We start from the raw sequence: 17,170 nt of genomic DNA, 5'->3' as shown, positions 1-17,170 counted from the left end.
GCGTCCTTTATTCGGCGGGAACGGTGGTCGAAGCTACGATCGGACGATCCTTTTCGGGATCATGCGGGGTATCCGTCATCGCTTTTTCGTCGCGGGTTTTGCCGGCAATGGTCTGCCACACATTGTAGACCATGATGGCGGCGCCAGCGAGGTAGAGCGCCCCGCCCGCAGCGCGGATCAGATACATCGGATGCATGGCGCTGGTGACTTCCGAGAAAGCGTAGACCAGATAGCCATCGGCTCCATATTCGCGCCACATCAGGCCCTGCATGATACCCGCGACCCACATCGAAGCGGCGTAGAGCACGATGCCGACCGTCGAGAGCCAGAAGTGCCAGTTGACCATGCGCAGCGAGTAGAGCCGCTCGCGCGCCCAGAGCCGCGGGACCAGGAAGTAGATCGCCGCGAAGGTGATCATGCCGTTCCAGCCCAGCGCGCCGGAGTGCACATGCCCAATCGTCCAGTCGGTATAGTGGGAGAGCGAGTTGACCGCGCGGATCGACATCATCGGGCCTTCGAAGGTGCTCATCCCGTAAAAGGCGAGCGCCATCACCATCATCCGGATAATCGGGTCGGTGCGGATCTTGTCCCATGCGCCGTTCAGCGTCATCAGGCCGTTGATCATGCCGCCCCAGCTCGGCATCCACAGCATGACCGAGAAGACCATGCCCAGCGTCTGCGCCCAGTCGGGTAGCGCGGTATAGTGGAGATGGTGCGGACCCGCCCAGATATACAAGAAGATCAGCGACCAGAAGTGGATGATCGACAGCCGGTAGCTATAGACCGGGCGCTCGGCCTGTTTCGGCACGAAATAATACATCATGGCGAGGAAGCCGGCGGTCAGGAAGAAGCCGACCGCGTTATGCCCGTACCACCATTGGGTCAGCGCATCCTGCACCCCGGCAAAGGCTGGATAGCTTTTCGAGCCGAAGATGCTGACCGGGACCGCCAGATTGTTGACGATATGCAGCATCGCGATCGTGATGATGAAGGCGAGGAAGAACCAGTTCGCCACATAGATATGCGGCTCCTTGCGCTTCGCGATCGTACCGATGAAGACCGCCGCATAGGCGACCCAGACGATGGTAAGCCAGAGGTCCACATACCATTCGGGCTCGGCATATTCTTTGCTTTGCGTAATGCCGAGCAGATAGCCGGTAGCCGCCAGCACGATGAATAGCTGGTAGCCCCAGAAAACGAAGCGGGCGAGGCCAGGGAAGGCAAGCCTCGCCCGGCAGGTGCGCTGGACGATGTAGAAACTCGTCGCGATCAGCGCATTGCCTCCGAAAGCGAAGATGACGGCCGACGTATGGAGCGGACGCAACCGCCCGAACGTCGTATATTCGAAATTGAGATTGAGCGCCGGGAAGGTCAGCTGCAGCGCGATATAGAGCCCCGCCAGAAAGCCCGCCATGCCCCAGAAGATCGTCGCGATGACGCCCCAGCGAACCGGATCGTCGTCATAACGGCTCTGGTCGGGCCGAACCGCGCCAAAGCGAGCGAGCGCGGCAAAGTCCGTCTTGTTCGCGATCACGAATGTCGCGATCAGCGCCGCAGCGACGACGATCCACATGTGGATCGCAAAACCCGTATCCACAGCGAACGCGGCGGCGACGAATGCCAGAAATGCGGCAACCAACAGGCTGCCGACCTTGAGTGTCAGACTTTCCATGCGCCCTTCCCTTTTCAAAGCGTGCCTTGCTCTTAGGGGGTGCAGGGACGGACTCTTTGATCGGGATCAAGAACGGACGGGACACGCTAATTCTTTGTGCAAATCTCTCGAATTTCAGAACGAATCTGTCAGCTTCGAAGATAATGGGACCGCTGTCGCGCTCTAACGCAACGCCAGTCAGCGTTACGAAAACTCGTCCTCCGCGACGAAGCGTTCGATCGCCTCGGGCCGTGTAAGACGCAACCACTTATACCCGCTTTCCAGCCAGCCGTTGCGCCGAAACTTCGCGATCGCCCGGTTCACATTGTCGCGAGAGGCATTGGCGACCTCGGCGATCTGCGACTGGCTCAGTTCAACGAGCCCGCCATCTTCGCCAGATATGCCATATGGATATTTGGCCAGGCGCAGGAGCATCGCAGCGATCCGCCTTTCGGCCGATGGAATAGTCATATCGCTCAGCGTATCGATGGCGATATCGAGATACCATTCGCTGATCGATGCGATCATCGCCCCGCCATCCGGCACGCTGTCCATGAAGACCCTGAGCGCCGGCAAGGGGATGTTGAGCAAAACGACTTCGCCAACGGAACGATAGCTTATCGTACGGGGCGAACCGGTCAGCGACGGTTTCTGCCCGAACCACCCGCCCGGCGTCTGGATTCCCAACAGCCGATAGCTGTCGGTCCGCGAGGCAACCTCCATCAGCAGCGTGCCTTTCACGACCGCATACAGGCCGCCCGGTGGATCGCCCTGGCGGAACAGATAGCTTCCCGGCTCAAGGTGAATAAGTAGCGCATTGGCCAGCAGTTGATCGGCGGCCTTCGCGGGAACCAAGGCCAGCCACCCGCCGGTCTTCACGATCTGCTTGGCGACGTCCTTATCCATCAGTCCACGACCTCTGGCCTGTTGCAGCAATGGTAGATCGAAGCCCGATCCACATCTCAGTCGTCATCATCCCGCGAAACGAACGCGCGCATTGCCTCGGGCTGGGTGAGCCGGATCCACTTATAACCGCTCTCCAGCCAGCCACGACCGCGGAATTTGGTCAGGCAGCGATTTACATTGTCGCGTGATACGTTGGAGAGATCGGCGATCTGCGTCTGACTGAGCTCGATCGTCCAGCCGTCGGGACCGGCTATGCCGAACGGATAGTTGGCGAGCCGCAACAGGATGGATGCGATCCGCTGCTCGAGCGACGGGATCAGCAGATCGGCGATCACGCCGACAGCCATGTCGTAATGCCATTCGCTCAACGAGGCGAGGATCTTGGTTTCTTCCGTGCCGCCGGCCAGGAATTTTGCCGTGGCCGATAGCGGCAGATGGAGCGTTGTAAGATGGCCGGCGGCCTCAAAGGTCATCGTACGCGGCACGCCAACCAATGACCCCTTCTGGCCCAGCCAGCCGCAGGTCTTGCCATAGCCGACTAGCTGATTGCTGTTTGTCGGCGTCGCGATACCGACCAGAACCGCACCCTCTACGATCCCGTACAAACCGCCGGGCGGATCGTCCCTGCGAAAGAGGAACTGGCCGGGCTCGAACTCGACGAGCAGCGCGTCGGCCATGAAGCGGTCGGCATAAGGTTCGGGCACACCCGCCAGCCATCCGCCGGACTTCATGATCTGCTTAGCCGTATCCTTGTCCATCGGCCATCTCGTGCTCGGAAAATCGCCAAACCGCGAATATTTATACACAAAATACGAAAATTCGACAATCGCCCCATGCCGACCTCTCTAGCTGTCCTGCGAATCGTTTCGGGGCTGCATGTCATTAACCAGGCACCGCCGGATGACAGGTTTGAAGCCGCGTCCGAAACGCATCGACAGTTTCGAACGCCGGCCGACACTGGCGGAGGGAGAGCTCTCTTTCCGCCGCATACCGGCACAAACGTATCAAAAGTCTGAGTGATATTACCAGGGAGACGAAAACCATGAAGACCTTCACCTACCTCGCCAAGGCTGCGACATTTGCAACTGCGGCCGTATTGATGACACCAGCCGATCTGGCCGAAGCGTGCACCGGCATAACCTTGCGCGGTGCCGATGGCACAGTCGTCCGGGCCCGGACCATGGAATGGGCATCGTTCGACCTTGAAGCGGAAATCTCCGTGTTCCCACGCGGTTATCAGTTTACTGCTGACAATATGCCGGACGGGCATCGGGGCCGAAGCTGGGAAGCACGATACGGAATGGTGGCTACGACCGGCATGGGCCGCCCCGTAGCGGTTGACGGTATCAACGAAGCCGGGCTGTCGGCGGGCGCCTTCTATCTGCCCGGATTCTCCGAATTTCCGCCCTTCGATCCGGCCGATGCGGAAAATACGATAGCACCAACCGATGTCGTCGCATTTGTTCTCGCGCAGTATGCGACCCTCGATGAGGTCCGCGAAGGATTGGACGGCATCAGAGTTGCCGCACTTTCCGACCCGTCGCTGGGTTTCCCGGCGCCGCTACATACGGTGGTCACCGACCGGCAAGGCAATTCCATCGTGATCGAAATTGTCGAACAGGAGATGCGTATTCATGACGCTCCCCTCGGTGTGATTACCAATTCACCGACATATGACTGGCACATGACGAACCTGCGCAATTATCTGAATTTGTCGGGAACTGCCCTACCACATCGCACGGCTGGCGAGATCGATTTTGCGCCGCTGGGCGCTGGCAGCGGCATGCTCGGTCTGCCGGGTGACTTCACGCCGCCTTCGCGGTTTGTCAGGGCCGTAGCTTTCACGCAGAACGCGAGGCCCACAGAAGGTGGCTTCGACACGGTGCGCGAGAGTTTTCGTATCCTCGACAATTTCAATGTCCCGGTAGAGGCAGTCGCCAATAGCGAACATGCCCAGGAAGCCAATCTCGTTTTGAGTGCGACGCAGTTTACGACAGCCGCCGATACGCGAAACCTGCGCTTCTACTATCACACGATGCACAATCGTCAGCTACGCATGGTTGATCTCAATGAGATCGATTTTGCAAATATTGGCACGGACGTGATCTCGCGACCGGTGGATCCGGGGCGGGATCCTGGCGTCGAAACTTTGTCATTGGTCGATTAGCGAAGCGAAACGCGGACACGGATGCATCGGCGAGTGCTGACAACAGTGCTCGCCGTTCTCCCGGCTGGCTCCGAGTTATCGAAATCAAGGGGAACGACAGTGAAGAATGCAATGAAGACGATTATGGCGGCGGGCATGCTCGCCGCCGCGCCGATGCCGTTGCTGGCGCAGGATGCGGCCGCCGCGGACGACAATCTGGTCGGCGTGACCTGCGCCGATTTCAACGTCGCCGCGCAGCTCGCCGTCGCCGAAGAGGGTGCGACCGAAGATCGTGTGGAACTGGCCCAGACGGCGCGCGACGAGATCGTGCTCGGCCTGACCTGGATGCACGGCTATCTTTATGCCTATCGCCGCGACGCCATGCCGGCCCTGAGTCAGGACTGGCTGCGCTCTTCGGCCGAAATGCTCGCCGAACGCTGCGCGGCCGCGCCAAACCCGGCGGCGGTGCGGATCATCGATCTGGCGGACGTGCAATGAGCGCCCGGTTCGCTTTTCTCGCAGCGGCCGGTGCCGCATTGCTGGCTGCACCGATCGCCGCCGAAAGCCAGACCCGTCCGCCCTATAATCCGGGCGCCGGACAGGGCGGCAGCGGCTCGCATAGCGGCGGCCAGTATCAGATCCGGCCCGGCCACGGGAATCACCGCCCGAACCACCGGCCCGATTATCGGCCGGGCCATGGCGGCCATCATCACGATCACGGCCATTGGCATGACCGGTGGGACAACCGCCGCGACGCGCGGCGCGCCGGCGTGATCACCCGGTCCGTCGTCGGCGGGATCGCCGGTGCGGCTGCTCAGGATGCCGCGCGCGAGCATTACGAAGAGTGTTTGCGCGACGGCTATTACGACCGCGATTGCGAGCGCATCTATTACGAAGAGCGCGCCGATGCCCGCCGGGCCGCGCGCAGGGCGGGGATTACCGCCGGCGTCATCGCACGGGAGATCGTCCGCGACTGACCGCGAACGGACAGCACAAGAGGCACGACCTATGACCATCATGAGCCGCCGGGGCGGGGCAGCATTCGCTGCCGCCGCAACCCTTCTCGCGACCTCTATCGCCATGCCGGCATCGGCACAAGAAGCCGAGGAAGCGCCGTCCGAAGAGACGATTTGGACGCAGCCGGTGCTGCTCGACGGCCCCGACAGCTTCCGCTACGATCTGCGTGCAAACGGCATCAACCTCGATCTGTGGCTGACCCAGTTCGGCCAGTCCGCAGTCGGCGGCGACGGCGATAGTGCCCTGCAATATGGCGGCAAGATCGATGCGCGGGTGACGCTGATCGGCGACCAGCTGGATATCTGGCCCGGGCTCGTCATCAGCGTGCATCAGGAATTCATTTATGGCGACGACGCCAATAATCAGGGCGACGGCACCTATCTGCCGGTCAATACCGCGCTCGCCCTGCCGCGGCTGGGCGATGGCGATGCCGAAACCTCGATCGTCGTGTCGCAGCGTTTCAGTGAGCAATTCACTGTCAGCGCGGGCAAGTTCAACATGCTCGACGCGGCGTCGCGTGCGCCGCTGATCGGCGGCGGTGGGCTCGATACGTTCCAGAATATGGCGCTGGCCGCGCCGATCAGCGGCGTGACCCCACCCTATATCATTGGCATCTCGCTTTCGCTCGATACCGATCCGGTCAATTTCGGCCTGCTGATCTACGATCCGCGCAACGCGCAGGACGATTCCGTGATCAACTCGCTGTTCGGCGAGGGTGTGACGTTCAGCCTGTCCGCGACCATACCCCTCACCATCGGCGGGCTGCCCGGCTTTCACAGTTTCCGGGGCGTATACAGCACGCAAAGCGGCATCGATCTGCGTGATATCCCACAGATCGTGTTGCCGCCTGAATTCGGCGGCATCGTCCGCGAGCAATCGAGCTATGCCTATGGTTCCTACACCTTCCAGCAATATCTGGCTCGCAACCCGGGCAATCCGCGCAAGGGCTGGGGCCTGTTCGGCGAGATCGGCGTGTCGGATGGCAATCCCAACCCGTTCAGTTTCCACTATTATCTCGGGATCGGCGGGGACAGCCCGATCGGTGGGCGCTCGAACGACCGCTGGGGCATCGCCTATTTCCATTACGAGCTGAGCGACGATATCCGCGAGTCCGTCGAACAGCTTGGCCTCGATCTCGGCAATGAAAGCGGCGTCGAAGCCTTTTACAATCTGGCCGCGACACAATGGCTGCGCATTTCGGCCAATATGCAGATTATCGACCCCTTCCCTTCGGCCAGCGATACGGCGATATTCCTCGGCATGCGTACGCAATTGCGATTCTAGGGCAATCCAACAGACAGGGGCGTGATGGAAAATTCGGAAGCGCTCTCGGCCATCGCCTTTTTCGGCGCCATCGCGCTCGCCTCTTTTCTGCCGGTCGTCATACGCTTCGTGCTGGTGCCGGCGGTCGTGCTCGAAATCCTGTTCGGCGTAGTGCTCGGCCCCCAATTTCTGGGGATTGTGCAGCCCGGACCTCTGCTCGAAAGCCTGTCAGAACTCGGCCTCGCAGTACTCTTCTTCATGGCGGGTTTCGAGGTCGAGCCGTCCGAGATAGGCGGCCGGCCGCTGCGGCTGGCGATGCGCACCTGGGTGCTCTCATTGGGTATCGCCCTCGCATTCGCCTATGGCGCATACGCGCTCGGCGCCCTGCCCGCACCCGGCTATGTGGCGCTCGCGATCAGCACGACCGCGATCGGCGCACTGATGCCGATGCTGCGCGATAATGAGCTGCTCTCGCCGCCCTATGGCCCCCATGCACTCGCCAACGGATCGATCGGGGAAGGCCTGCCGCTCGTCATGCTGTCGCTGCTGCTTGCCGGCTATGCCGGTTTCGGCGCGCAGGCGCTGATATTGGTCGGCTTCACCCTCGCCGCCGTCGCGGCCATCGTCCTTGCCGATCGCTACGGCGAAAAGGGCCTCGCGCCGATCCTGCGCAAGACGATGCACCATTCGGGCCAGTTTCCCTTGCGCTTCGCGCTGTTCCTGACCGTTGCCTTCGTGTTTCTCGGTGAGCATTTCGGCCTCGATCTGGTGCTCGGCGCATTCGTCGCCGGGGCGGTCGCGCGCGCCGCCATGCCCGCCGATCTGCGCGAACAATTGAACAGCAAGCTCGACGGTATCGGCTATGGTTTCCTGATCCCCTGCTTCTTCGTCTTTTCGGGCCTGACGCTGGACATCGCCGCGCTGATCGAAAGCCCGATGGCCCTGATCGCGATCCCCATTTTCGCCGCGGTCATGCTTGTGGTGCGCGGCGCGCCGGTATTGCTCTACGACAAGGACCTGTCCGCATCCGAGCGCCAGGCGCTCGCGCTCCACAATGGCACGCAACTGCCGCTCGTCGTCGCGATTACCGCAATCGCCGTCGAAGCCGGCGCCATGCCGACCTGGCTCGCCGCCTCAATGGTCGCCGCCGGCGTGCTCACGGTGCTCGTCTACCCCGCACTCGGCGTCCGCCTGCTGCGTGCACGATCAGCGGGGTGATTGGCGGAGAGGGCGTCCGCCCACATCCTCAATGGGTTCGCCAGTCGCTTAGCAATGGCCGAGTAGATTGACGGAGAACTATGCCAATATCGCCGCAAAAGCGGTTTCCAGCTCCTCGCGATTTTCGGCATCGACCACCGTCATCAAGCGCTCGACATGCGCTCGTGCCTCATCATGGACACCGTTTATTGCCAAAGCCTGCGCCAGATGCAGGCGTATCTGCATGTTGCCGGGATCCAGCCGGAAAGCCCGCCTCAAAATTGCCAGACTCCCCGAGCGATCCTCTGCAACGTTGAGACGGATCCAGCCCAGTGTATCGAGCACCGATGGGTCGTTCGGGGCAAGTTCGTAAGCGCGTTCGGCCATTTCCAAAGCTCTCTCGCCATTGCCAGTTCGCAGATGCGCCATGGCCGCATTGTTGAGCAGCATTGGGTGATCCGAAAAGTCGCCCTCTATAACTCTGTCATAGACTGTGGCTGCGGACCGCCAGTCATTTGTTGTCATGGCCTGCTGGCTGCGCGCCAACTCCTCCTGAATCTCGGCAAGCGGGGGCATCGACGCCCGGCGAGCGAGGATCGGCGCCGACGGATCGTCGATCCGCTCGGCAAGGTGCGCGGCATATGAAACCACATGATTGGGGCTTGATGCGCGCGATGCCGCGCGTGCGATAACCGCAAATGCGCGCCGTGAATCTCCGCTTTCCTCGAGTGCGTTCGCCAGCAACAGGCTCGCATTGGGATGATAGGGCGAAAAACGCAAAAATTCGGTGAGAGGTGCGATGCCTTGTTGCACATTCCCTCGCCGAATCTGTATCTCGCCGAGCAAGAGTAGCAGTGGCGGATTGTTGCGCGATGCCTCTTCCAAACCCTGGCTGAGCTCATGAGCACGATCGACGTCACCTTGGTTCAGCGCATACCGCGCCATAATGTATATGGCGCCCGGATGCCCTGGTATAATCCTCTGAACATTGGCCACCGCATCTTCCATTTCCTCGGTTTCCTGACGATCCGCATGGATCGCGGCCTTGGCGACATACAGTCGAACATGATCGCGAAAATGCTCGATTCCGCTATCATATTGCGCAAGCGCCTGTTCGAGATTCCCCTGGATCGAGTGAATCCGGCCCATAAGGAGATGGGCTTCAACGCTGGGCTGCGGCGCGGCGAGTGCGCGGTCGGCAAATCTCTCTGCTTCCGCGATATTCCCCACCGATAACTGATACTGGCCGGCGAGAGCTAGGATGTTGGCATCCTCCGGCGCCGCCTCGATCGCGTCCTCTATGACGGCCCAGGCCTCGGTAATTGCACCGCTCTGCAACAAAGCTTGCGCTAATAGCCGCAACGCATAGGATTCACCGTCCTGTGGCTCGCCGATCAACGCCAGCGCCTCTTCGACTTCGCCCTGCAACAGATGGGCGTGAGCCAGATAACGATTGACGTCCGATGCGAGTGTGCCGTCTCGTTCAATGGCTTGCCTGAAGGCCGTTTCGGCCACTTGCCCATCGCCCAGTGCCAGCGCTGTTTCCCCGAGCAAGCGGTAAAGCGCAGGATTATCGGGGTCTTCATCGATCGCGTTGGCCAGATGTACGCGTGTGTCGAGATAGTGTCGATCTTCGAACGATGCGTAAGCACGTTCCGCCGCGGTTCGCCCGTCGATGCCGCAGGCCGTCAAACCGATGGCGAGCAGAATTATGAGCGAGCAGAAGATGAAACGAGCCATAACAATCGCCTTGTTTTCGTATCGATGATCACCCATCGCCTGCGCGCGAATGTGCGGAAGAGAGGTCCCCGGGGTGCAGGGAGGAGACGCCAAACCAGCGCCCCTCCCTGCTGGGGGTAAAACCAGCCGTTAGCCGGCCGTAATCTTTTCCTCTTGCCTTCGCGCATGGGCTGCGCGCGCAAACGAAGCCGCTTTATCTGCCTGTCGGGTGCGGTTTGCAGTGCTTGGCGATGATCCTAGCCTGGAGAACTGAGATATCCGCATCGCCATCATATGTGAAAGTTGTGAACGGTCGAACACCCTGATCCGAGACTCGCATTCCGCCATGTAAGTCCTTTGTGGCGTCACCATCATAGACATGGGTGAAGACCGGACGGACGCTGTCATCCGGGTTTTTCGACAGCTCTGCGGCGGGTTTAAGTCTGGATTCATTTGAGTTGCTCGTATCGTGTACTTCGCCGTTGATAGGCGATCCTCCCTAGTCGAATCTTGTCTGAGACTTTTTGCGTCTCCGGCTTCGGGCGAAGGCAAGGCCTGCAATACTGAGTCCGAAAAGCGCCATCGGTGCGGGCTCAGGAACATCGGTCGGTCGATGATGAAGATCGCCATAGATATCCCAATTTACCGGGTTTCCGGTCTCGGGGTGAATGAATTGCAGCCATGCCGCAAAACCGAACTTCTCCGGGTCGGTGTAATTGGCTCCCTCGCCGAACTGAAACACGGAATTGCCGGTTATCGGATCATCCGGATTGAGCCGGATAGGTTCGCCGAAAGGCTGGTAATCGAATGTTCCGCTGGCATTGGTGAAATAGTCCTGGGTTGCGGGATTATACGGCCCGCCTGAACCTTGCACATAGTAGAAATTGGTGCCGTCCAGCGTATCCAGGAGCCCGGAAAGCTCGAGTTCCAGCGGCGTCAATACACCCAAACTGTTGATCAGCGTAGCCGAAAGCGAGCCGCGGCCGGTACCGTAGTCGACACTGAAGGTCGATCCAGGTTGAAAACTCCAATACGGACGGGGCAAGACACCGCCTCCGGCGACCAGACCGGTACCGTCCGGGCCGGCGGAATTGTAAATGTCATAGGTAATAATCTCGGCCTGCGCCGGCTGGACAAAAAAGGCTGCCGACGCCAGCGCGGCGGCCATGAGAGCTTTCGATCTAAGCGGTTGGTACATCATTTCATAATCTCCTGAATTCAATCGCCAAAGCCTGGCTACGCCGGTTACGCGGTAGCGAGTCGGCGCTTGCGTCTGCGGCTTCGGGTAAAAGCGAGGCCGGCGAGACCGAACGCCAACAGCGCCAGCGGGGCAGGTTCGGGAACATGGGTCGGATCGCGCGGGGCAAGCTGAATGCCGATATCCCAGTTATTATCGATATGACCGGTAACGGGATTGATGAAGCGCAACCATGCGGAGAGGCCGTCGCCGCCATAATAGGCAGCGCCCTCACCAAACTGGCCCACAGAGTTTGCGGTGAAGGGGTCCGCCACGTCTATGATGAAGGGTTCGGCGAATGATGCGCTATCGAACGTGCCGCTCGCTTGTGTGAAATAGACCTGGGTTGCCGGATTATAAGGCCCTCCGCCAGGACCCTGCGCATAGGTGAATGCGGTGCCGTCCAGCGTGTTAATGAGGCCGGAAAACTCGATATTCAGAACGCCCGTCTCGCCGAAATTGTTAATTACCTCGGCGGAGAAGCTTCCCGTTCCAGCCAATGTGTCATAGATGAAAGTGGGAGTGTTCGGTGGTGAGCCGGGGGGACTGCCGTTAAAGACCCAACTGTTATCGGCAAACGTGGTGCCCGTGTAAAAGCCATAACCGCCCGGACCGCTGGGATCGCCCGCCCGAGGACCGCGAACGTCATACATATCATATTCTATGATTGCGGCCTCGGCCGTCTGGGCGACGACCACTGCCGAAGCCAGTGTGATAGTCGCTAGCGCTAAATGCTTCATATCTGGATGCCTCCTGCATTAACGCTTTGTTAGTCGCCCGAAAAAATTAACAATTTCTTTAGAATTTTGGTTAATTAGCATCCTATCATACTGTTTTTCCTTGGTTTTTCGGGTAGGGTGAACGAAACCTTACCTACCAATTCGGGTAGGGCACTGCCGCTGAGCGCGGGTTTTCGGCAGTCACGCGACCGGTTGCTCCAAGGCTCGGCCAACTTTTCTCCGCCACAATCCGAGCACAAGCTGGTCCGGCGATCTGCGCTTCACATCCGGGTCCGATTCACGAGGAAAAGTTGAGCCTAAGTGACTCGCTCTCGCCAATGAGCGGCGCAGCCAAGCTCGCGCAGGGCCTTGAAGTAAACGCGGACTTCTATTTGGCACCGTCACCGCCAATGGCTCGCCGTTTCGAGCGGTCTGGAATCCCTCGCAACCGGAACCGCCAGCGCGAATCACTACCCATTCGGGTAGGTTAGAATTTTTGCCTACCTACCCAAAAAACCGCAGTTTTCCGCCATTTTCTTAAGTTAAAGGTAGGGAATTGGACCCATCTTGCGACGCAACAAAGCGAATGCTGATCCGAACTGGAATGCATTGGCACCACGATAATTGATGAGGGACGAAATGCTCAGCTTTTTAAAAAGGCGCCCAATCGGCGATATCAAGAGCGATAAAAGCGGTTCTACTTTAGTAGAATTTGCGATCATTTTGCTACCTCTAATGTATATTCTGATAGGCATAGTGAATTTCGGTTACGCTTTCTATGCATATAACAGTATACAGAACGCATCCATAGAGGCTGCGCGCGCATTCTCGCATGGTGAGTTAAACAGAGCACAGGCCATATCATTCGTTAATCAAAAGGCCAGAGAGTATAACCCTTCTCTGGGAGTTGCCTGGATGACAAATCCATCCAGTCAAAGTGCACAGATGAACGTCCTTATTACTACTGACGCTTTCGAACTTATAGATTTCCCCTATGCGTCTCTGAATTATTACACGCCTTATGTAATTCTTAGCCACGAAACACCGACTTACAACACGAGTCCATATTCCTGAGTAGAGGTGTCGAACCGATTTTCGATCTATGGGAGCAGAAAGATGTTCAAGAAAATCCGCAGTTTCATTAATGACCGTCGAGGAAATGTGCTCGTAACCACGGCCATTGCAGCGCCCGTCATGGCGGGTTTTGCCGGACTGGCCGTCGATGTCGGCCATACATATTATTCGCAATCCCAGCTTCGCGGAGCAGTCGAGGCATCGGCGCTTGCCCATGCCGAGAATTACACGGCATCCGAGGTTTGGTCGATCGGGTACGGCCAGTTTCGCAATCATGCTAACGATATCGCATCCAGTATATTGATATCGCAGCAGAATCTGCCCGATAATCATGGTTATGTAGCAATCGATTCAAGCGATTTCGAGCGCGGTCAATGGGACATCGAGAACGAAGTCTTTACGCCATTCGAACCTGGCCTCATTCTGAACGCCGTGCGCGTGCGCGGGGAAATGAGCGCGGATCGGGACAACGCGGTTTCTACATTTTTCGGACGCATGTTCGGTTACAGTCCTGACCTGACTGCGGAAGTATATGCCGCAGCGCCGATCATACCGACGTTCCACCTGCTCGATCCGCATGCGTCCAACGCATATTACCGGGATGCTTCGTCCGATACGGATGGCGGCGATATCTGGGTCAATTCCGATGCAGTCGACGCGTTCTTTTCCGGAGACAGCACCGGTATGGGTTCGGTAGGGATTTACATCAAGGGAGGTGCCACCGGAGCTTTGCGAAGCAAGGTGCGGCAAAACATGTTCAGGTTGCCGGATTTGCTGGTGGACCAGGCAGAACCCCATCGGCCTTCATGCAGCCATACCGATATGGAGATCGATACACCCAGCCACGTTGTGCTCAATCCGGGTGCCTATTGCGGCGGCCTGACGATCACGCGCGCCGCATCGGTAACGTTCAATCCCGGCATCTATAACTTCCTGGACGGTCCGTTCAGCGTGCTGGCGTCGACAAGTGTGCGGGGCAGCGACGTGCTCCTCCATTTCGATGGCCGGGACGCCGCTTTGGATATACAGAATGGAGATATCGATTTCGGGGGGCGGCGCACCGACGAATTCCGCGGTTTCGTTGTATTCAGCAGCCGGGACTCCACGGATGAGATCCCGCACCGGATAACCAATGCGCGAGCGCAGTTTGCGGGCGTCGTCTACATGCCGGACAACCCGCTCTTCATAAATGATTCGTTCGTCAACGGAAACTGCCACACGCTGTGCCTGGTTTCCGCCCGGTTGAATATCAGCAACAGCTCATTCCTGAACTGGTACAGAAACTTCAACCTGCAGGCGCCCTTGAGCGCGGAACCGCGCGTAACACCGGCGGTGCTGGAACCATTCCTTCGCCCCTATCTCATCTTCCCGGAGGCCTAGATGCGCGCCGAGGAGCTTCCTGGCAGCGCACCGAGCGGATTTCGCGAGGGATCGAAGGGATGGATTCGTGGCTAAACCCGCCGCCCTTTTGGATGACGCGCCGCCGCTCTGGTTCTCGAGATCGAAGACCAGAGCGCCCGAACCATCGATCGCGCTTGTTGAACGCACACGCTTGCTGGACAGGCTCAATGCGGGTCTCGAAAAGCCGACTACCTACCTTGTAGCACCGGCTGGCTACGGGAAATCGATCTTGCTGTCGCAATGGCGCTCGCAGTTGATCGAGGATGGCATAGCGTGCGCATGGATCAACGTGGAGGATAGCGATCGCGAGATCCGCCAGTTTTTCGCCTATTGTGTGCTTGCGCTTCATGAAGCCGGGCTCGACGTCGGCGCGTTCAAGGAGGGGGCCGAGCAGGGTTTCGCCAACATGTCGACCACGGTTATCGGTGCCGAACTTCTGTCATTGATCGAGAGTGTCCCGGTGCGATTTGTGTTGATACTCGATGATTTTCATCGGGCAGAAGCCGACGAAATCGATGCCTTTGTGCGCGCCATGCAAATGCAATGCGCGGACAAGCTGAACCTTGTTTTGGTCAGCCGAGGCTGGGTTGGATCGGACATTTCGGCACAGATCGCATCGGGGAACGCAACGGAAATTCAGGCACACGAACTTTGCTTCACAAACGAGGAGGTCTGCGCCGCGCTCGGGGGGGCGGTGGAGCAGCAGGCCGTTTCGGAACTGCAGAGCAAAGTCGAGGGGTGGCCGGTTGCGGTTCAGATGACCAAGCTGCTTGGTCAACAACGGGGGGACCTGCAATCGGCCATTTCTTCCATTCGCGGTGATCACGGCCATATGGCCGAGTATCTCGCCAATGAAGTGATACATGGCCTTTCAGACGATCTGCGCGAGTTCGTACTGAAAACCGCCATCCTGGATCGCTTCAACATGGCGCTGGCCAATGAAATCTGCGGCCATAATCGATCCCACAGCATGATGAAGCGTCTGAGTTTTCTCGACGCCCTTATCGTCCCGGTGGATAAAGATCAGCAATGGTATCGCTACCATCACCTGTTTTCGGAATGCGTGCGCGACATGCTGAAGGCCGAGGACAAGGAGACGTTCGAATCCATTCACAGAAAGGCAGCGCAATGGTGCAGCGATCATGGCCATCTTTCCGAAGCGGTTAGCTATGCCAATGCGATCGAAGCCTACAATATCAGTCGAAAAGTGATCAACGAAAATGGCGGATGGGCCATCTCGGTCTCGTACAGTGCCGGCTATTTCAGAGGACTGTTCGCCGATATCCCGGAAGAGGAAATCTTGAAAGATCCGCTTCTGATGATGGACAAGGCCTATATCTATTTAAGGTCGGGCGAACTGCAAAAGGCAGTTCAATATTGTCGCAACGTTGAGGCGCTTGTGGCCCGGGAAGGCACCGACCCAAAGATCGAAAAAAAGCGGCTCGCCCTCTGTTCGAGCATTTTCGGCCGATCGGAAGTATCGCTCGAAAAAGGCAATCAGTTCCTGGAGCGCCGGCTCGCGCAAGTCGATGCCGATGCGCATTTCACACAGGCCTTTATCGAGGTCGCTTTGGCCAATGAGAAGCTGATTCTTGGCGATTTCTCGCTTTCGCGGGAATATGCGGAAACCGCCATCAAAAGCCTCACGCGCGCGGGCCAGAGGATCGTCATGAGTTCAGCGCACATGGCCATAGCAACCGGGGCGGCCTATCGTGGGAAATTCGATCTCGCGCGAAAACATTTTCAAGACGCCGCAGATCTTACAAACGAGATCTGCGGCGAACAAAACACAATGAAGTTTCTCAGTGGCGTCGGACGTCACACCATCGACTATTGGCAGGGCATCGCGCCAGAAGAGACTCCGACTGTATTGAAGAAAGAGCTGTTTTCGATCCTCGATGCCGATGGCGGGTTCGATGATTATGCTGTCGGCTTCGATGCGCTGGTCCACCGCGCCCTTTCCATCAGAGATTATCACGAAGCCCGCAGCCTCATCAGCACGCTCAATCGGGCGAACGAGCGTTATGGCCTTCGCCGGCTGACCAGGTTAGGCGAGCTTCTCTTGCTCGACCTTTACGCCAATGAAGACCGGCTCGCCGAGGCTGAACTCCTGTATTTCAGAGTGAAGGGCTGGCACACGAACGAGCATGTGCACTGGTTCCTGGACATCATGGCAGGCTATTCCTGCGCTCGTTTCCTAGCAGCATCGGGATTTGTCGAGCCGGCCATCAAGCTCGTAGACAACGCTCTCGAGGTTGCCGACACATATGGCGTGAAACCGTATCTGGTGCGCGGCCTTCTCTTGAAAGCGGCTTTGTTAGACGCCGCGGGTCAGGACGATTTATCCAAGAGCGCGTTTATTGCTGCACTGGAAAGTGCGGCGCCCATCGGCATGACGCAAGCTTTCCCAGGAAATGGGGTAACGCGGAGAATTTTGGGCGGAATCGATCAAAAACTGCTCGGGCGAAAGCTCAGTCCGGCGGCGCAGGCCTTGTTAAAGAAGATTTCGGCGCCGGATGACAACGACCTTCTGACAAGTCGCGAAAAGGATGTGCTGGCGGAACTCTCCACAGGCAATACGAACAAGGAAATAGCGCGAACTCTGGGGCTTACGGAAAATACGATAAAGTTCCATGTAAAGGCGCTTTATAGGAAGCTGGACGTTTCTAAACGCGTCAAGGCGGTTGAGAAGGCCCGGAAAATGGGCCTTGTGCCTTAGATATCATCAACGCTCGCTAATGGCCCATAGCTTTATGATATAACGAAAAACTGTTACGTCCGAACCGGTTCTATTCACTCGATATGACTCCGGGGGAAGCGATGTCACAGTCGGCTGCGGT

At 58.3% G+C, this 17,170-nt stretch carries 14 protein-coding genes; 8 read left to right on the top strand and 6 right to left on the bottom strand.

All coding sequences use genetic code 11. The annotated features are described in order from the left end of the window. Positions 1-7: 7 nt before the first annotated feature. The 3 genes from ccoN to Q0974_RS04360 all read right to left on the bottom strand — a co-directional run bounded on the left by ccoN (position 8) and on the right by Q0974_RS04360 (position 3,315). Positions 8-1,672: a cytochrome-c oxidase, cbb3-type subunit I gene (ccoN, locus tag Q0974_RS04370; RefSeq protein WP_299323100.1), complete on the bottom strand. Its 1,665-nt coding sequence runs from the start codon at positions 1,670-1,672 to the stop codon at positions 8-10. Positions 1,673-1,855: 183 nt separating this feature from the next. Next, entirely contained in the window at positions 1,856-2,557 is a 702-nt protein-coding gene (locus Q0974_RS04365; RefSeq protein ID WP_299323098.1) for a Crp/Fnr family transcriptional regulator, read from the bottom strand. Positions 2,558-2,613: 56 nt separating this feature from the next. Further along, a complete protein-coding gene (locus Q0974_RS04360) occupies positions 2,614-3,315 on the bottom strand; it encodes a Crp/Fnr family transcriptional regulator (RefSeq protein WP_299323096.1) in 702 nt (233 codons plus the stop codon). 284 nt (positions 3,316-3,599) lie between these two features. Here Q0974_RS04360 and Q0974_RS04355 point away from each other — a divergent pair, with 284 nt between their 5' ends. The 5 genes from Q0974_RS04355 to Q0974_RS04335 all read left to right on the top strand — a co-directional run bounded on the left by Q0974_RS04355 (position 3,600) and on the right by Q0974_RS04335 (position 8,201). Beyond that, the gene (locus Q0974_RS04355; RefSeq protein WP_299323094.1) at positions 3,600-4,724 is read left to right on the top strand and encodes a choloylglycine hydrolase family protein; all 1,125 of its coding nucleotides are present in this window, start codon (positions 3,600-3,602) and stop codon (positions 4,722-4,724) included. 99 nt (positions 4,725-4,823) lie between these two features. Continuing rightward, complete coding sequence (locus tag Q0974_RS04350) at positions 4,824-5,201, top strand: hypothetical protein (protein WP_299323092.1); 378 nt, start codon at positions 4,824-4,826, stop codon at positions 5,199-5,201. After that, positions 5,198-5,680 (top strand): hypothetical protein, encoded by a 483-nt coding sequence (locus tag Q0974_RS04345; protein WP_299323089.1) that lies wholly within the window; start codon positions 5,198-5,200, stop codon positions 5,678-5,680. Before Q0974_RS04350 ends, Q0974_RS04345 begins: the two co-directional genes overlap by 4 nt. A 31-nt stretch (positions 5,681-5,711) precedes the next feature. Beyond that, positions 5,712-7,004 (top strand): carbohydrate porin, encoded by a 1,293-nt coding sequence (locus Q0974_RS04340; RefSeq protein WP_299323087.1) that lies wholly within the window; start codon positions 5,712-5,714, stop codon positions 7,002-7,004. A 24-nt stretch (positions 7,005-7,028) separates the two neighbouring features. Continuing rightward, entirely contained in the window at positions 7,029-8,201 is a 1,173-nt protein-coding gene (locus Q0974_RS04335) for a cation:proton antiporter (RefSeq protein WP_299323085.1), read from the top strand. Between the two features lie 78 nt (positions 8,202-8,279). On the opposite strand, the gene Q0974_RS04330 is transcribed toward Q0974_RS04335, so the two are convergent. From Q0974_RS04330 to Q0974_RS04320, 3 genes are all read right to left on the bottom strand, one after another. After that, the gene (locus Q0974_RS04330) at positions 8,280-9,920 is read right to left on the bottom strand and encodes a tetratricopeptide repeat protein (protein ID WP_299323082.1); all 1,641 of its coding nucleotides are present in this window, start codon (positions 9,918-9,920) and stop codon (positions 8,280-8,282) included. A gap of 478 nt (positions 9,921-10,398) precedes the next feature. Next, positions 10,399-11,100, bottom strand: a complete 702-nt coding sequence (locus tag Q0974_RS04325) for a PEP-CTERM sorting domain-containing protein (RefSeq protein ID WP_299323080.1) — start codon at positions 11,098-11,100, stop codon at positions 10,399-10,401. Between the two features lie 44 nt (positions 11,101-11,144). Next, complete coding sequence (locus Q0974_RS04320) at positions 11,145-11,876, bottom strand: PEP-CTERM sorting domain-containing protein (protein WP_299323077.1); 732 nt, start codon at positions 11,874-11,876, stop codon at positions 11,145-11,147. A gap of 606 nt (positions 11,877-12,482) precedes the next feature. On the opposite strand from Q0974_RS04320, the gene Q0974_RS16270 reads away from it, so the two are divergent. The 3 genes from Q0974_RS16270 (at position 12,483) to Q0974_RS04310 (ending at position 17,049) form a co-directional block, all read left to right on the top strand. Then, positions 12,483-12,929, top strand: coding sequence for a TadE/TadG family type IV pilus assembly protein (locus tag Q0974_RS16270; protein ID WP_366943574.1), 447 nt, complete (start codon positions 12,483-12,485; stop codon positions 12,927-12,929). Positions 12,930-12,971: 42 nt separating this feature from the next. Next, on the top strand, positions 12,972-14,309 hold the full coding sequence (locus Q0974_RS04315; RefSeq protein WP_299323076.1) for a pilus assembly protein: 1,338 nt from the start codon (positions 12,972-12,974) through the stop codon (positions 14,307-14,309). Between the two features lie 67 nt (positions 14,310-14,376). After that, complete coding sequence (locus Q0974_RS04310; RefSeq protein WP_299323073.1) at positions 14,377-17,049, top strand: LuxR C-terminal-related transcriptional regulator; 2,673 nt, start codon at positions 14,377-14,379, stop codon at positions 17,047-17,049. Positions 17,050-17,170 lie beyond the last annotated feature (121 nt).

This window comes from Parasphingopyxis sp., from assembly GCF_028279465.1.
Taxonomy (GTDB): Bacteria; Pseudomonadota; Alphaproteobacteria; order Sphingomonadales; family Sphingomonadaceae; genus Parasphingopyxis.
The sequence above is the reverse complement of the archived record's forward strand: the minus strand, read 5'-3'. Positions and strand labels throughout refer to the sequence as shown.

Excerpts from the sequence above, each read along its gene's own strand:
- ccoN (WP_299323100.1), bottom strand. The coding sequence starts at position 1,672 with ATGGAAAGTCTGACACTCAAGGTCGGCAGCCTGTTGGTTGCCGCATTT.
- Q0974_RS04365 (WP_299323098.1), bottom strand. The coding sequence starts at position 2,557 with ATGGATAAGGACGTCGCCAAGCAGATCGTGAAGACCGGCGGGTGGCTG.
- Q0974_RS04360 (WP_299323096.1), bottom strand. The coding sequence starts at position 3,315 with ATGGACAAGGATACGGCTAAGCAGATCATGAAGTCCGGCGGATGGCTG.
- Q0974_RS04355 (WP_299323094.1), top strand. The coding sequence starts at position 3,600 with ATGAAGACCTTCACCTACCTCGCCAAGGCTGCGACATTTGCAACTGCG.
- Q0974_RS04345 (WP_299323089.1), top strand. The coding sequence starts at position 5,198 with ATGAGCGCCCGGTTCGCTTTTCTCGCAGCGGCCGGTGCCGCATTGCTG.
- Q0974_RS04340 (WP_299323087.1), top strand. The coding sequence starts at position 5,712 with ATGACCATCATGAGCCGCCGGGGCGGGGCAGCATTCGCTGCCGCCGCA.
- Q0974_RS04335 (WP_299323085.1), top strand. The coding sequence starts at position 7,029 with ATGGAAAATTCGGAAGCGCTCTCGGCCATCGCCTTTTTCGGCGCCATC.
- Q0974_RS04330 (WP_299323082.1), bottom strand. The coding sequence starts at position 9,920 with ATGGCTCGTTTCATCTTCTGCTCGCTCATAATTCTGCTCGCCATCGGT.
- Q0974_RS04325 (WP_299323080.1), bottom strand. The coding sequence starts at position 11,100 with ATGATGTACCAACCGCTTAGATCGAAAGCTCTCATGGCCGCCGCGCTG.
- Q0974_RS04320 (WP_299323077.1), bottom strand. The coding sequence starts at position 11,876 with ATGAAGCATTTAGCGCTAGCGACTATCACACTGGCTTCGGCAGTGGTC.
- Q0974_RS16270 (WP_366943574.1), top strand. The coding sequence starts at position 12,483 with ATGAGGGACGAAATGCTCAGCTTTTTAAAAAGGCGCCCAATCGGCGAT.
- Q0974_RS04315 (WP_299323076.1), top strand. The coding sequence starts at position 12,972 with ATGTTCAAGAAAATCCGCAGTTTCATTAATGACCGTCGAGGAAATGTG.